General features: G+C 72.3%; 14 protein-coding genes. 4 read left to right on the plus strand and 10 right to left on the minus strand.

Features of this window, described 5'->3' with window-relative positions; all coding sequences use genetic code 11:
- The first annotated feature begins 155 nt into the window (after window positions 1-155).
- Window positions 156-1,019: a helix-turn-helix transcriptional regulator gene (locus ACQEWB_RS01130; RefSeq protein WP_432826018.1), complete on the plus strand. Its 864-nt coding sequence runs from the start codon at window positions 156-158 to the stop codon at window positions 1,017-1,019.
- Window positions 1,020-1,131: 112 nt separating this feature from the next.
- Complete coding sequence (locus ACQEWB_RS01135) at window positions 1,132-1,566, plus strand: cupin domain-containing protein (RefSeq protein ID WP_432826020.1); 435 nt, start codon at window positions 1,132-1,134, stop codon at window positions 1,564-1,566.
- Here the strand turns inward: ACQEWB_RS01135 and ACQEWB_RS01140 are convergent, their stop codons facing one another.
- The 4 genes from ACQEWB_RS01140 to ACQEWB_RS01155 form a co-directional block, all read right to left on the minus strand.
- Window positions 1,567-3,912 (minus strand): SpoIIE family protein phosphatase, encoded by a 2,346-nt coding sequence (locus ACQEWB_RS01140; protein ID WP_432826022.1) that lies wholly within the window; start codon window positions 3,910-3,912, stop codon window positions 1,567-1,569.
- A gap of 76 nt (window positions 3,913-3,988) precedes the next feature.
- The gene (locus ACQEWB_RS01145; protein ID WP_432826024.1) at window positions 3,989-4,456 is read right to left on the minus strand and encodes a peroxiredoxin; all 468 of its coding nucleotides are present in this window, start codon (window positions 4,454-4,456) and stop codon (window positions 3,989-3,991) included.
- Window positions 4,453-4,833, minus strand: a complete 381-nt coding sequence (locus ACQEWB_RS01150) for a DoxX family protein (RefSeq protein ID WP_432826026.1) — start codon at window positions 4,831-4,833, stop codon at window positions 4,453-4,455. Before ACQEWB_RS01150 ends, ACQEWB_RS01145 begins: the two co-directional genes overlap by 4 nt.
- A gap of 74 nt (window positions 4,834-4,907) precedes the next feature.
- Window positions 4,908-5,681 carry an AraC family transcriptional regulator gene (locus tag ACQEWB_RS01155; protein ID WP_432826029.1) on the minus strand — a complete coding sequence of 258 codons (774 nt, stop codon included), beginning with the start codon at window positions 5,679-5,681 and terminating at the stop codon, window positions 4,908-4,910.
- A 54-nt stretch (window positions 5,682-5,735) separates the two neighbouring features.
- Between ACQEWB_RS01155 and ACQEWB_RS01160 the strand changes: the two genes are divergently transcribed.
- Window positions 5,736-6,917 (plus strand): MFS transporter, encoded by a 1,182-nt coding sequence (locus tag ACQEWB_RS01160; protein WP_432826031.1) that lies wholly within the window; start codon window positions 5,736-5,738, stop codon window positions 6,915-6,917.
- A gap of 12 nt (window positions 6,918-6,929) precedes the next feature.
- Here ACQEWB_RS01160 and ACQEWB_RS01165 read toward each other — a convergent pair whose 3' ends face one another.
- The 6 genes from ACQEWB_RS01165 to ACQEWB_RS01190 all read right to left on the minus strand — a co-directional run bounded on the left by ACQEWB_RS01165 (window position 6,930) and on the right by ACQEWB_RS01190 (window position 12,188).
- Window positions 6,930-7,457 carry a MarR family winged helix-turn-helix transcriptional regulator gene (locus ACQEWB_RS01165; RefSeq protein WP_432826033.1) on the minus strand — a complete coding sequence of 176 codons (528 nt, stop codon included), beginning with the start codon at window positions 7,455-7,457 and terminating at the stop codon, window positions 6,930-6,932.
- A gap of 158 nt (window positions 7,458-7,615) precedes the next feature.
- Complete coding sequence (locus ACQEWB_RS01170) at window positions 7,616-8,446, minus strand: SDR family oxidoreductase (protein WP_432826035.1); 831 nt, start codon at window positions 8,444-8,446, stop codon at window positions 7,616-7,618.
- A 16-nt stretch (window positions 8,447-8,462) separates the two neighbouring features.
- Window positions 8,463-9,647, minus strand: coding sequence for an NAD(P)/FAD-dependent oxidoreductase (locus tag ACQEWB_RS01175; protein WP_432826037.1), 1,185 nt, complete (start codon window positions 9,645-9,647; stop codon window positions 8,463-8,465).
- Window positions 9,644-9,838: a ferredoxin gene (locus ACQEWB_RS01180; protein ID WP_432826039.1), complete on the minus strand. Its 195-nt coding sequence runs from the start codon at window positions 9,836-9,838 to the stop codon at window positions 9,644-9,646. The genes ACQEWB_RS01175 and ACQEWB_RS01180 overlap by 4 nt, the downstream gene beginning before the upstream one ends.
- Before the next feature lie 52 nt (window positions 9,839-9,890).
- Window positions 9,891-11,126 (minus strand): cytochrome P450, encoded by a 1,236-nt coding sequence (locus ACQEWB_RS01185; protein ID WP_432826041.1) that lies wholly within the window; start codon window positions 11,124-11,126, stop codon window positions 9,891-9,893.
- 321 nt (window positions 11,127-11,447) lie between these two features.
- Window positions 11,448-12,188 carry a response regulator transcription factor gene (locus ACQEWB_RS01190; RefSeq protein WP_432826043.1) on the minus strand — a complete coding sequence of 247 codons (741 nt, stop codon included), beginning with the start codon at window positions 12,186-12,188 and terminating at the stop codon, window positions 11,448-11,450.
- A gap of 76 nt (window positions 12,189-12,264) precedes the next feature.
- On the opposite strand from ACQEWB_RS01190, the gene ACQEWB_RS01195 reads away from it, so the two are divergent.
- On the plus strand, window positions 12,265-13,329 hold the full coding sequence (locus ACQEWB_RS01195) for an SGNH/GDSL hydrolase family protein (RefSeq protein ID WP_432826045.1): 1,065 nt from the start codon (window positions 12,265-12,267) through the stop codon (window positions 13,327-13,329).
- Window positions 13,330-13,331: the final 2 nt, after the last annotated feature.

A 13,331-nucleotide genomic window follows, 5' to 3' on the forward strand; every position in this document is an offset into this window, starting at 1 on the left:
CGGGGGCGGGTGTTGCGGCCGGTCGGTCCCGGCTCACATCCAGCACACCAGCGCCCCGCCCCGGTCGGGCGGCCATACCTGGCCCTCCTCGGGCAGGTACCGGCAGGGCCACTTGTGCGAGGGCCGGGGCTGCTCGGCGCGGTCACACTGGAGCCATGGACCGCAGCAAGGAGATCGCCGGCTTCCTCCGCTCACGACGCGCCGCCATCACCCCCGAAGAGGCGGGGCTGCCGTCGGACGGGCGGGTGCGTCGCGTGCCGGGGCTGCGTCGGGACGAGGTGGCTCGCGTCGCGGGGGTGAGCACCGAGTACTACACGCGCCTGGAGCAGGGACGGGCCGGCAACCCGTCGACCGAGGTCGTCGACGCCCTGGGCCGCGCGCTGAGGCTGGACGCGTCCGAGCGCGAGCACCTCGGCGACCTGCTCCAGCCGGGCCCGCACACCGTCCGGCGGGCCCCCGCCCGGCCCCAGCGGGTGCGGCCCGGCCTGTATCTGATGCTGGACACCCTGAACCACGTCCCCGCGTTCGTCCTCGGCCGTCGTGCCGACGTGCTGGCCGCCAATCACCTCGCCAAGTCCGTGCTCACCGACTTCGACGCCCTGCCCGCGAACCGGCGCAACCTCGCCCGCTACTACCTCCTCGATCCGCGGGCCCGGGAGACGGTCGGCGACTGGGCGAGGATCGCCGCTGAGACGGTGGCCATCCTGCGCTTCGAAGCCGGCCGCTACCCCGACGACCGCCGGCTGGCCGACCTCGTCGGCGAACTCATGCTGCTCTCCCCCGAGTTCCCGGGCTGGTGGAACGACCACCGGGTGCTGCGCCGCACCCACGGCGCCAAGCACTACATCCATCCGCTCGTCGGCGAGCTGCACTTCTCCTATGAGTCCTTCCAGGTCCCCGGCGACGCCGAGCAGACGCTGTGCGTCTACAACGTCGAACCCGGCTCCGAGAGCGCCAAGGCCCTGCGTTTGCTGAGCAGTTGGAGCGCGCCGGAGGCCAGTGGCGTGTCGCCGGGGTGAACTCGGGGATCTGAGCGACGGATTGCGTGATTCCGGCCCCAACAAGCCTGCGCGGCCTCTATGTTCACGGCCGTACGCGATCTTCGTTCCTCGTCCCGGGAGGCCTCTCCGCATGCGCACCGCGCTCCGTACCGCCGTCGTCGGCGCGATCGTCACCGGCACCGTCCTGACCTGCGGCACCGCCGGGGCCACTCCGGCCGGGCCGGGGGTGACCGCCAGGCTGATCAGCACCACCACCATCGGGGACACCGATTACGTGGTGCGGGAGATCACCGTCCCGCCGGGCCAGGCGACCGGCTGGCACTACCACGACGGTCCGGTCTACGGCTATGTCCAGCAGGGCACGCTCACCCACTACCACGCGGACTGCAAGCAGGACGGCGTGTACAGGACCGGCACCGTGGTCCGTGAGCCGGGCGGGCCGAGCGACGTCCACCTCGGCCGGAACGAGGGCGACACGCCGCTGGTCCTGGACGTGCTGTACGTCCTGCCGCACGGCGCGCCGTACTCGGAGGATGTCCCGAACCCGGGCTGTTCCTTCCAGTGATCACAGCGGCGGCGGCAGCGGCTGCTCGGCCCAGATCGTCTTGCCGCTGCCGGTCTGCCGACTGCCCCAGCGCTGGGTGAGCTGGGCGACCAGCAGCAGTCCGCGACCGCCCTCGTCGAAGGCGTGCGCCCGGCGCAGGTGCGGTGAGGTGGAACTGGCGTCGGAGACCTCGCAGATGAGGGTGCGGTCGCGGATCAGCCGCAGCTGGACGGGGGGCGCGCCGTAGCGGATGGCGTTGGTGACGAGTTCGCTGACGACCAGTTCGGTGACGAACGCGGCCTCGTCCAGGCCCCAGGCGGTGAGCTGCTCGGTGGCGGCCTGCCGGGCGGCGGCGACCCGTTCGGGGTCCGGGGTGATGTCCCAGGTGGCGACCTGGTCCGCGCCCAGCGCGCGGGTGCGGGCCAGCAGCAGCGCCACGTCGTCGCTCGGTTCCTCCGGGAGTACGGCCTTCAGGACGGCGTCGCACAGGGTGTCGAGGGTGTCCGCGGGGGCGGTCAGGGCGCGGCACAGCTCGGCGGTGGCGTGGTCGACGTCGCGGTCGCGGTCCTCGATCAGGCCGTCGGTGTAGAGGGCCACGACCGCGCCCTCGGGCAGTTCGATCTCCGTGGCCTCGAAGGGCAGGCCGCCCACGCCGAGCGGGGGCCCGGCCGCGATCGGTACGAGGCTCGCCGTGCCGTCGGGCAGTAGCAAGGCGGGCGGCGGATGGCCGGCCGCGGCCATGGTCAGGCGGCCGGAGACCGGGTCGTAGACGGCGTACAGGCAGGTGGCGCCGAGCTCCGCGACCTCGTCGCCGCCGTCGTCCGAGGCGAGGTGGGTGACCAGGTCGTCGAGGTGGGTGAGGAGCTCGTCCGGCGGCAGGTCGACGTCGGCGAGGGTGCGCACGGCCGTGCACAGGCGGCCCATGGTCGCGGAGGAGGGGATGCCGTGGCCGACCACGTCCCCGACGACCAAGGCGACGCGGCTGCCGGAGAGCGGGATCACGTCGAACCAGTCGCCGCCGATACCGGCCAGCGAACCGGAGGGCAGATAGCGGTGGGCGACCTCGACGGCGGCCTGGCCGGGCAGCCCGCGCGGCAGCAGGCTGTGCTGGAGGGCCAGGGCGGTGGTGCGTTCGCGGGCGAAGCGGCGGGCGTTGTCGATGCAGACGGCGGCGCGGCTGGCGAGTTCCTCGCCGAGGACGGCGTCGTCCTCGCCGTAGTCGTCCGGGTTGCCCATGCGGACGCAGGCCATGACGCCGAGCGTGGTGCCGCGAGCGCGCAGCGGCACCGCGAGGACCGAGTGGGCGCCGGTGCGGTGGCGGCGGCCCTCCGGGGCCCGCGCGTTGCGCTCGGCGACCCAGCGCACGAAGTCCGGCTCGCCCGCCTGGTTGACGACGGCACGCCCGGTGCGCAGGGCCTTCGCGGGCGGGGTGAACGAGGGGTAGACGTCCGTCTCGCCGACGTGCACGGCGGCCTCGGGCGTGCCGTCGGTGCCGGAGCCATGGGCGACGCGGCGCAGCACGATGTCGGCGCCCGGCAGCGCGGGCCGCTCGTCGGTGCCGAGCACCCAGTCGAGGAGGTCGACGCTGGCGAAGTCGGCGTATCCGGGGACGAGCAGTTCGATCAGTTCCTCCGCCGTGCGCACCACGTCGAGGCTGGTGCCGATGGAGGCGGCGGCCTCGTTGAGCAGGGCCAGGCGCCGGCGGGCCCAGTACTGCTCGCTGCTGTCGAACGCGGCGAGCGCGACGGCGTTCGTCTCGCCCGAGACGGCGTCCTTCAGGGGCCACATCTCGATGCTCCAGGCGTGCTCCCGGTTGAGCGCGGGCGCGCCGGTGAAGCTCTCGTAGCGGACCGGCAGCCCGGTCTCGGCCACCTGGCGCAGGTTGGCCAGGAAGCCGCGGCTGTGCTCGGCGTCCTCGACGGACTCCGGGAAGTGCCGGCCCAGGAGGGCCTCCTCGGGTACGCCCATCACCCGGCAGGCGACGTCGTTGAGGCGCAGGTAGTGCTGGCGGGTGTCGAAGACCGACATCGACATGGAGGCCTGCTGGAAGGCCTGTCCGGCCAGGGCCGCCGCGCGGTCCTCCGGGGGCTCGGCGGTGACCGTGTAGCCGGCCGGTTGGCCGTCCGCGCCCAGCACGGGGCAGGCCCGGAGCCGGAGCGTGACGGCGGAACCGTCGCGGTGGCGCAGTACGACGGTGCCGGTCAGGGCCGCGACGGCGCCGGTCGGCGGGTCCTCGGCGAGCAGCTCCCGCACCGCGCGTCCCACGGCCTGTTCGGCCGGGTATCCCGTCAGTTGCCGGGCGCCCTCGCTCCACCCCGTCACGATGCCCCGGGCATCGACGATCGCCACGGCGGAGGCTTGCTCCATATCCCTCAGGATGGTGCTTTTGTCGCACTGGTACAACCGAAACGGAGGACCGGGGAGGCCCTCCGTCTCGCGCCCGTCACTTCTGTGCGGCCTTCAGCGCGGCGAGCGCCCGGTCGGCGTGGGTGTTCATCCGCAGCTCGCTGCGGACGACCTCCAGGATCGTGCGGTCCTGGCCTATGACGAAGGTGACCCGCTTGGTCGGCGCCAGGTTGAAGCCGCGCTTCACGCCGAACCGCTCGCGGATCGTCCCGTCGGCGTCCGACAGCAGCGGCATGCCGAGGGTGTTCTTGCCGGCGAACTCCTGCTGGCGCTCCACGGAGTCGCCGCTGATGCCGACGGGCCGGGCGCCGACGGCCGCGAACTCACCGGCCAGGTCGCGGAAGTGGCAGGCCTCGGCGGTGCAGCCGGAGGTCATGGCGGCCGGGTAGAAGAAGAGCACGACCGGCCCGTCGGCGAGGAGTCCGGACAGTGTGCGGGGGGTGCCGGTCTCGTCCGGCAGCTCGAAGTCGTCGATCCGGTCGCCGACGTTCACTCGCTCGCTCATGCCTGCGCCTCCCCGCTCCGGGCGACACTGCGCGCCCACAGCACGAGGGGCAGCTGCAACGGCAGCCGCCCGATGGCCGCGGCCTTGAGCGGCGCGGGGCGGTTGCGCCAGTCGACGGCCATCTTGACGTTGGCGGGGAACACCCCGACGAAGAACGCGGCCGCCGCGAGCGCCGACGCCTTGCGGGTACGGGGCAGAGCGATGCCGGCGGCGAGGGCGAGTTCGACGGCTCCGCTGGCGTACGTCCATGTCCTGGGCGTGCCCGGCAGGGCGCTCGGGATGGTCGCGTCGAACTGGCGTGGTGAGGCGAAGTGGGCGACACCCGCCGTGGCCAGCAGGCCGGCGAGCAGCAGGGGCGAGCGTTCGGACCGGGTCAACGGTTCCTCCTCCGGTGGGCCTGCCGCGCGATATTACTGGACGGTACATCCAGCTCGTGCAGCGGCCTGTTCCCCTACTGGGAGCGGCGGTTGTAGGTGCCCGGCGTATAGCCGAAGGAGCGACGGAAAACGTCGATGAAGGCGCTCGCGGAGGACCATCCGCAGTGGTGGGCGACGCTCGTGACGGGGATGTCGTCGGCCAGCATCCGCAGGGCGTGGTAGAGGCGGGACTGGGTGCGCCACTGCGGGAAGGTCATGCCGAACTCGCCACGGAAGAGGCGGCTGAGGGTGCGTTCGCCGGCCCCGGTCGCGGCGCCGAGCTCGGCGAGGGTGCGCGGGTCGCCGGGGTTCGCGTGGACGAGCGCGCAGACCGCGGCCAGACGTGAGTCGGTGGGCGTGGGCAGGCGCATCGGCTGCTGGGGCGAGGCGCGCAACTGGTCGCGCAGGACGGCCAGCAGACGGCGGCGCTCAGGGGTGTCGTCGTCGGGGTCACGGGTGTAGGCGAGGATCAGCTCGCGCAGCAGCGGGCCGACGGCGAGTACGGTCGGGGCGTCCAGGCCGAGGGGGTTGTCGTCGGCGGACAGACCGACGAAGTGCACGTTGAGGTGGCCGTGGCCGCGGTGGGCGTGCACGGCGCCGGCGGGGACCCAGATGGCGCGGGTGCCGGGCGCGAACCAGGTGCCGGCGTCGGTGGTCACGGCGAGGACACCCGAGCCCGCGTAGACGATCTGATGCTCGTCGTGCCGGTGCGCGTCGACGCTCTCCCCTGCCGCCAGGCTCCTGGTCCGGGTCGGTGCCTTGGGCAGGTGACGGACGGGCGGCTCGACGTTGTGGCGGATGTTCGACACAAGTAGGCAGTTTATCGAAAGCGGGACACACTCCGGCGCGTCGACGATCGCAGGGTGACGACACGACCCATCACCCTCCTGTCCCTCGGCCACGCCTGCGTCGACGTCTACCAGGGCGCCGTGGCCGCACTCGTACCGTTCTTCGTCTCGGAGCGGGCCTACACCTACGCCGCCGCGTCCGGCATCGTCCTGGCCGCCTCCCTCCTCTCGTCGGTCGTACAGCCCCTGTTCGGTGCGCTCACCGACCGATGGCCGATGCCCTGGCTGCTGCCGCTGAGCGCGCTGACCGGCGGGGCGGGCGTGGCCCTGTGCGGGATCGGCGGCTCGTACGCACTGACCCTGGCGGCGGCCGCGGTCACGGGGATCGGTGTCGCCGCCTACCACCCGGAGGCCGCGCGGGCGGCGCGCGAGGCTGCGGGCGGCAGCAACACGGCGATGGGCTGGTTCTCCCTCGGCGGCAACATCGGCTTCGCGGCCGCGCCCCTGCTCGTCGCCGCCGTCGTCGCGACCGGCGGCCTGCACGCCACTCCCCTGCTGATCGTCCCGGCGCTCCTGGGAGCCGCCCTGTGCGCGGCCGCCGTACGCTCGTCCGCGCGCCGCGGCCCGGGCGCGGGCCCCACGGTGGCCTCCGGCACGGACGACTGGCCGTCGTTCCTGCGGCTGTCCGCTGCGATCGTCTGCCGGTCGGTCGTCTTCGTGGGGCTGAGCGCCTTCGTCTCGTTGTACGTCCGCCAGCGGACGGGCGGCGGGGAGGCGGCGGGCACGGCGGCGCTGGTCGTGCTGTACGCGGGCGGCGCCCTGGGCACGGTGGCCGGGGGCCGGCTGGCCGACCGGTACGGGCGGGTGCCGGTGGTACGACGCTCGTACGTCCTGACGGTCCTGGCGGTGGCCGGCGTGGTCCTGGTCCCCGGGCCGGCGGTCTATCTCTTCGTCGCGCTCACCTCGGTCGCGCTGTACGTCCCGTTCGCGCTGCACGTCACGCTCGGCCAGGACTTCCTGCCCCGGCGGGTGGGCACCGCGAGCGGGGTCACGCTGGGGCTCGCGGTGAGTGTGGGCGGGCTCGCCGCCCCGGTGATCGGGGCACTGGCCGACGCGACTTCGCTGCGAACGGCCCTGCTCCCGCTGCTCGCGCTGCCCGCCGTGGGCCGGCTCCTGCTGTGCGGTCTGCGGGAGCCCGCCCCGCCGGTGGAGCGGGCACCTGCGCCGGGGCCGCGTCCCCGCACGAAGTCGGCCTGAGGCCGGCGTTCGTCAGACGGTGGCCGCCGGGGCCACGGCCGGTTCGTTCTCGTCGTCGATGGCATGGGCGAGGAAGTCGTCGACCATGCGGTGGAAGAGGGTGGCGAGCTGGCCGAGCTCCGCCGGCGACCACTCGGACAGCGCCACCTGCATACCGCGGGCGCCGGCGTCACGGACGCGGTCTATGGCCTGCCGTCCCGCCTGGGTGAGCTCGATGCGCTGGGCACGCCGGTCGTCGGGGTCGGGGACCCGGGTGACGTATCCGGTCTTCTGCAACTGCTGCACGGTACGGGTGACATGGGAGGCCTCCACACCGAGCCGGGCGGCCAGCTCCCCCGGCCGCAGCGGCTCCGAGTCGGCGACCTGCCGCAGCAGCGCCACGGCGGCCCGGTCCAGCGGCACGCCGGCCAGGGCCATCAGACGGTCGTGCTGGCGGGCCCGGGTGCTCAGGTAGGTGATGCGGGTGAGCGCGCGCTCGATCTCGATGACCTCGTCGGACGCCGGGGTGTCGGGGATCTCGGGGAGCCGTGGTGTGGACATGGGATCCACTTTACTCATCTTGATTGCGTAACTCAAGTAATCTACTGCGTACGTTTAGCTCACGTACTACGAAGGCAGTACGACGCTCGTACGACCTCCATGCACAAGGACCCCGGGCATAGATGCGCCCGGGGTCCCGCCTCCCCTTGTGAGGTCGTTCAGTGCCAGCCCATCCACGCGGTCATGCCGCCGTCGACGACCAGGTCGGTACCGTTGAGATACGAGGACTCGGGGCCGGCGAGGAAGGCCACCGCGTCCGCGATCTCCGCCGGTGTCGCGGCGCGGCCGGCTCCGCAGGCGTCCAGCGACTTCGCCACGTGCTCGCCGTACACCGAGTGGGACTCGGCCCGCGCCATCGCCGTGGACACGACGCCGACGCTGACGGTGTTCACCCGGGCGCCGCGCAGGCTCCAGGCGAGGGCCGCGGCCTGGGCCCGGATCTGGGCGGCGCGGTTGGACACGATGTACGCGGGCACCGGGTCGTCCCCGACCCTGGCGACGACGTCGAGATCGAGGAGTTCCTCCGTCGCCGTCGCGGCCAGGGCGGTCTCGTCGTCCGGGGTCAGGGAGCCGTAGTGGCCGGCGATGGAGGTGAGGCAGACGAGGGAGGTGCCGCGGGTGGCGACGGTCTGGAACTCGTCGAGCACATGGGCCGTGCCGACCATGTTCACCTCGAAGTTGGTGTGCGCCGAGGCGATCGCCGCGCAGACGCCCGCGGTGTGCACGACGGCCGCGATCCTCCCCTCGGCCGCGGCCTCCTCGGCGAGCTTCCGTACCGCCGCGCGCTCGCACACGTCCATCACCGTGCCCCGCGCCGTGTACCCCTCGGCGCGCAACGCGGCGACCGTGCGGTCGAGTTGACCGCGCGAGGCGTCGGCGAGGAGCAGCGTGCGGCCGCTGCCGACACGGCGTGCCACCGCCGTTCCGATGCCGCCCGCCCCGACGACCACGACCACGTCGTCGCGCGCGCCGTACGGAAGACCCACCATGGACAACCTCCTTGCTTCAGGCCCCCGTCGGGGAGACCTCGGTGCGCACGGCCTCGTCCCAGGCCGCGCCGGCCGCGATCGCCTGCCGCCACTGCCGGATGGCCTTGGGCGGCATGCCGACCGCGAGGGCGCCGGTGACCCGGTCGCCGGTGCGGTACGCGACGACGAACTTCCGCTCGCCCAAGTCGCCGTCCACGACGGCGACTTCGTCGTGGCCGCGCAGATAGCCGTACGCCTGGATCTTCATGTCGTACTGGTCGGACCAGAAGTACGGCACGGGCGCGAACGGCTTGCGAGCATCCGGGCGGAGCAGGTTGCGGGCGGCGGCCATGCCCTGTTCGGCCGCGTTGGTGCGGTGCTCGATCCGCATCGAGACGCCGAACAGCGGGTTGTACCAGCGGGCGACGTCACCGGCGGCGTACACGTTGCGCGCGGCCTCGCAGTACTCGTCGCACACCACGCCGTCGCCGACGGCCAGCCCGCTGCCCTCCAGCCACTCGGTGTTGGGCTGTGAGCCGACGGCGACCAGCACCTCGTCGGCGTCGATCACCCGGCCGTCGGTGAGCAGCACCCCGTCCTCGGTCACCTCGCTGACGCCGACCCCGCAGCGCAGGTCCACGCCCCGCTCCAGATGGGCGCCGGTGAGCATCTCGCCGACCTCGGTGCCGACGGCGTGGGCCATCGGCACCGGCGCCGGTTCGAGCAGGGTCACCCGGGCGCCGAGCCGCCAGGCCACCGCGGCGGCCTCCGCGCCGAGGAACCCGGCGCCGACCACGACCAGCCGCAGCCCCGGGCCGAGCCGGTCCCGCAGCGTCAGGGCGTCGTCGAGGGTACGCAGCACATGCGCGCCCTCACCGGGCAGCCGGCGCGGCCGTACGCCCGTGGCCACGATCAGTCCGTCGTACGGCAGCTCGGTCCCGTCGGCCAACCGCACGGTGCGGTCGGCGAGTTCGAGGCCGGTCGCGGCCACGCCGAGGCGCAGGTCGAGGCCGAGGGCGGTCAGGTCGTCGGTGGGCCGCAGTTCGAGCCGCTCGGGCGCCCACTCGTTGGACAGCACCTGCTTGGACAGCGGCGGGCGGTCGTACGGCGCGACGGGTTCGTCGCCCACCAGGGTGAGCGCGCCCTCGTACCCCTCCCGCCGGAGCGTCTCGACCGCCGCGAGGCCGGCGGCCGAGGCTCCGATGACGACGATCCGGTTCACTGCTCGATCAGCCGGATCGCGGCGGCCGGGCAGACCGCGATGGCTTCCTTGACGTCGTCGAGAAGTTCGGGACCGGGCTGCTCGGCGAGCAGGACCGCGATCCCGTCGTCGTCCTGGTCGAACACGTCCATCGCGGCGAGTACGCACTGCCCCGAGGCCACGCACTTGTCGGCTTCCAGCTCCACCTTCATGTCAATCCCCTTTGTTGTCGCGGTTGTCGGTCTGTCGTGGGACGGGGAGCCGTCACCAGGCGACGGGCAGTTCGTGCACGCCGTAGATGAAGGCGTCGTGCTTGAACTTCACGTCCTCGGGAGGGCAGGCGAGCCGGAGCGTCGGAATGCGCTTGTAGAGGGTGCCGTAGACGACCTGGAGCTCCATCCGGGCCAGGGGCTGGCCCAGGCACTGGTGGACGCCGAAGCTGAAGGCGACGTGCCGGCGGGCGTCGCGGGTGATGTCGAGCCGGTCGGGGTCGGCGAAGACCTCGGGGTCGCGGTTGGCGATCTCGTTGGTGAAGATGAGGCCGTCGCCGGCCTTGAGGACGTGCCCGGCGATCTCGATGTCCTCGGCGACCGCGCGGCGGCGACCGAGGTGGGTGATGTTGAGGTAGCGCAGGAGTTCCTCGACCGCGGAGGCGACGAGTTTGGGGTCGTCGGACTCGCGCAACAGGGCGAGCTGGTCCGGGTGTTCGAAGAGCGCGGCGGTGCCGAGGGCGATCATGTTCGCGGTGGTCTCGTGGCCGGCGAACAGCATGAGCAGGGCCATCTCGGTGGCCTGCTGGTGGTCGATCTCACCCGCGGTGACGCGTCCGGCGATGCTGGAGAGCAGGTCCTCCCGGGGTTCGGCACGCCGTTCGACGAGCAGTCCGGAGAGGAACTCGGCGATGGCCCGGACCGCCTGGCCGCGCTCCGCGGGGCTGGCGTCGCGGTGGACCATGGTCTTGGTGTTCTCCTGGAAGAACTCGTGGTCGTCGTAGGGGACGCCGAGCAGTTCGCAGATGACCAGGGAGGGGATCGGCAGGGCGAACGCCTCGACGAGGTCGACCGGTTGGGGTCCGGCCAGCATGTCGTCGATCAGCCCGTCCACGATCTTCTGGACGGTGGGCCGTAGGGCCTCGATCCTCTTGATGGCGAAGGGCGCCGTGACCATCCGGCGCTGCCGGGCGTGTTCGGGGTCGTCCAACATGATGAAGCTGAACTTGTCCTCGCCGTCGTCCCCGCCCTCGCCCTTGCTCGGGTAGCCGGGCATCGCGTTGTCGGCGCTGACCCGGGCGTCTCCGAGCAGCGCGCGCTGCTCGGCGTAGCGGGTGACGAGCCAGGGCTCGCTGCCGTCGTGCAGCCGCACCTTGACCAGGGGGCCCTTCTCCTGGAGCGCCTGGAGGGCGGGGGGCGGGTCGAAGGGACAACCGGAGGCGCGCGGCATCGGGAACTCGGGGACCGTGTCCGTCGTGTCGTCCACGGCGGCGGCCAGGGTGTCGGCCATGGTTTCTCCTCGGTGGTGGGGGGCTCCGGTCGGGGCGGAGCGCCGGGGCGAAGGGGTCGAGGCCTCGATGAGCACATGCAAACAGAGAGGGCTGACGCACTCCGGACAGGCAGCTGACAGAAAGCTGACGTGACCCAGATCACATTGCAAGTTGAGGGCTCCACCGACTAAGCGGGCGCATGACAACGTCCCTACACACAAAGGAAGTTGAAGGTTGCGTAAGAAGTCCGACACCGGCCCCGCACATGCCATGGAGGGCGGTGCGGCACCGCCCTCCAGGAAATTCGCACACCCGTCCCCGAGTGTTTGCTACAGGCCCCTTCAGGCCTCCACGTCGGCCCTCCCCAGCCAGTAGCCGAAGCCCCGGCGGGTGTGGATCAGCGCGGGCTCCTCCTGATCCACCTTGCGGCGCAGGCGGGAGACGAGTTGTTCGATGGCGTTGCCGCCGCGGAAGTCGCCCCAGACGTAACGGCCGATCTGCTCCTTCGACAGCACCCGGTGGGAGTTGACGAGGAGGTGGCGCAGCAGCCGGTACTCGGCGGGGGTGAGGTCCAGCGCCCGCCCCCCGCGCCGCGCCTGACATCGGGCGTCGTCCAGGGCCAGGTCGCCGTAGGCGAGTGCGGCGTCCCGGCGCGGGCCGGGGTGCGGGCCGCGCAGCAGGACCTGCATCCTGGCGAGGACCTCGGCCACCCGGAACGGCTTGGTGACGTAGTCCTTCTCCCCCAGGCCGAGTTCGGGCAGAAGCCGGTTCAGGGAGTCGTACTCCGTCAGGAAGAGCACCGGCGGACGGTGGGCTGCGGGCGGGCGGCGCACCCTGCCCAGGGACGGCACGTCCGGCAGCGTGGCGTCGAGGACGACGAGGTCATAGCGGTGCCGCCCGGCGCGCAACACCGCCTCGGTGCCGGTGTCGGCCAGACTGATCCGGTAGCCCGCCAACTCCAAGGTGGTCGACAGCAGTTCGGCCAGGTCCGGTTCGCCCGCGACGACCAGGACGTGCTGCCCCGCACCGCGGGCCAGGGCCGGTCGCTCACTGATGGTGCCGTTCGGCGACGAGGAAGGCATGTCGGTCACCCTACCGTTCTGCTTGCCTAACTCAAGTAAATCAATCCATTGCTTGACTCAAGTAATCTAACTATGCTTGCCTTACGCAAGCAACCCCTTCCTGCTCGGTTGTCCAGCCGCCCTCTCCCCCGGCCGAGCGACCTGCCGCGTTCACCGCATCGCGGCGCCGGACACCTCCGAGACGGAAGAGCAGGACCTGACGATGAAGAACTCTGTACGAGCCGGGCTGGCCGGGCTGCTCGCCTTCGGCGTGCTGGGCACCGTGGTCGGCATCGCGCACCACGACGACGACTCGGACGGGCCCGCGCCGAAGGGCCCGTACGTCGCGATGGGCGACTCCTACACGGCCGGCCCGGAGATCCCTGACCAGAAGGGCGAGCCCGCCGGCTGCGACCGCTCCGACCGCAACTACCCCTCGCTCGTCGCCCGCCGACTCGGCCTCAAATCCGCCGACTTCCAGGACGTGAGCTGCACCGGCGCCACCATCGGCAACCTGACCGACGTCCAGGGCACCGACGACGGCGCGAACCAGGCCCAGCTGTCGGCCCTGTCCGACGAGACACGCCTGGTCACCCTCGGGATCGGTGGGAACGACATCGGGTTCAGCTCGATGATCAAGCAGTGTGTGAAGCAGGGGGTGGTCTACTACGCGCTCGGCGGAGGTAGTCGGGCCGACGACGGCGACGCCGACGCACCCTGCCGTGAGCGTTATGTGTCCGGGGGCACCGACGAGGTGCAGGAGAAGATCAAGGCGGCGGACGAGCAGCTGGCCCGCGCGCTCGGCGAGGTCCGGCAGCGGGCGCCCGAGGCCCGTGTCTACGTCGTCGGGTACCCGGCGATCCTGCCCGCCGAGAGCTCCGGCTGCGGGCGGGCGATGGGGCTGGCGCCGGGCGACGTCTCCTATCTGCACGAGAAGGAGCAGCAGCTCAACGCGATGCTGCGGGCCCGCGCCAAGACCGCGGGCGTCCGCTACGTCGACACGTACACACCCTCCGTGGGCCGCGACGCCTGCTCGACCCGAGGCGAACGCTGGATCGAGCCCCTCATCCCCCGCGCCGCCGCGGCGGCCGTCCACCCCAACGAGCGGGGGGAACGGGGCATGGCCGACGCGGTACTGAAGACGCTCGGCACGGGGGACTGAGG

Source organism: Streptomyces sp. CA-249302, assembly GCF_050936785.1.
Taxonomy (GTDB): Bacteria; Actinomycetota; Actinomycetes; order Streptomycetales; family Streptomycetaceae; genus Streptomyces.